At 74.6% G+C, this 1,498-nt stretch carries 1 protein-coding gene; it reads left to right on the top strand.

The features are described 5' to 3' along the window. Positions 1-150: 150 nt before the first annotated feature. Positions 151-1,275, top strand: coding sequence for a flagellar basal body P-ring protein FlgI (locus tag HW578_RS26445; RefSeq protein ID WP_408906272.1), 1,125 nt, complete (start codon positions 151-153; stop codon positions 1,273-1,275). Positions 1,276-1,498 lie beyond the last annotated feature (223 nt).

Below are 1,498 nucleotides of genomic sequence, written 5' to 3'. Positions count from 1 at the left end.
ACCCGGCAAGCCCTGCCGCCCCACCTGCCGCCGCGCCGGGGCTTCGCGCTGGCATGGGGCTTGCGCTCTCTGCCCCGCGCCACCCGGCCCCGCCGGCCGGGGCGGCGCACCGGCAACCGTGCCGCGCCGGCGGCGCGCGGGAGACGCATCTTGGCCACCAATGCTTACGCGAGCACGAAGACCCTGCTGGCCGCCCTGCTGCTGGCCCTCGGCCTCGTGCTGCCCGCCACGGGCCAGGAGGTCCGCATCAAGGACATCGCGGATGTCGAGGGCGTGCGCGACAACCAGCTGGTCGGCTACGGCCTGGTGGTGGGGCTGAACGGCACCGGGGACCGGCTGCGCTCGGCGGTGTTCACCCGGCAATCCCTGGTCGGCATGCTGGAGCGCCTGGGCGTCAACACGCGCGACAATGAACGCCAGCTGGATACGCGCAACGTCGCGGCCGTCATGGTCACCGCCAACCTGCCGCCCTTCGCGCGGCCCGGTTCGCGCATCGACATCTCGGTCTCCGCACTCGGCGATTCCACCAACCTCACGGGCGGCACGCTGCTGGTCACCCCGCTGCTCGGCGCGGACGGGGAGGTCTATGCGGTGGCGCAGGGCGCGGTCGCGACGGGCGCGATCAGCGCGCGCGGCGCGGGGACGACCGTCACGCGCGGCGTGCCGACCTCCGGGCGCATCGCCAATGGCGCGATCGTCGAGCGCGAGGTGCCTTTCGCGCTGGCGCAGCGCGACCGCGTGCGCCTCGCCCTGCGCAACCCCGACCTCACCACCGCGCGGCGCATTGCCGAGGCGATCAACCGGAGCCAGCGCGGCGAGCTCGCCGCCGCCACCGATTCGCGCACCGTGACCGTCAGCCTGGGCGGGCGCAGCCCGGTCGCCTTCCTTTCCGCCATCGAGCAGCTGCGCGTCACCCCGGACAACGTCGCCCGCGTGGTGATCGACGAGGCCTCCGGCACCATCGTCATGGGGGCCAATGTGCGCGTCTCCACCGTCGCGATCGCGCAGGGCAACCTCACCATCCGCGTGACCGAGACGCCGCAGGTCAGCCAGCCCAACCCGCTCGCGGGCGGCGAGACGGTGGTGGTGCCGCGCACCAGCATCGAGGTGGACGACCAGGCCAACCGGCGGCTCGGCGTGCTGCCGCAATCAGTCACGCTGCAGGACCTGGTGCGCGGGCTGAACAGCCTGGGCGTCGGCCCGCGCGACCTCATCACCATCCTGCAGGCGATCAAGGCCGCCGGCGCGCTGCAGGCCGAGCTGGAGGTCCGCTGATGGACGGCCTGCAGCCCGCCTGCCTCGGCGTCGCCCCGCACGGCCGGGTCGAAGCGGAACCCGACTGATGGACGCGCCCGCCCTGCCCCCCGCGCAGCCCCGCCCCCTGCGCGCGCCCGCCGCCGCGGGCAACGAGGCCGCGATGCGCCGTGCCGCCCGCGACTTCGAGGCGCAGGCCTTCGCCACGCTGCTCCAGCCCATCTTCGCCACCGTCGACGCCTCG

The organism is Roseomonas rosulenta (genome assembly GCF_016106005.1).
Lineage (GTDB): Bacteria > Pseudomonadota > Alphaproteobacteria > Acetobacterales > Acetobacteraceae > Neoroseomonas > Neoroseomonas rosulenta.
The sequence above is the reverse complement of the archived record's forward strand: the minus strand, read 5'-3'. Positions and strand labels throughout refer to the sequence as shown.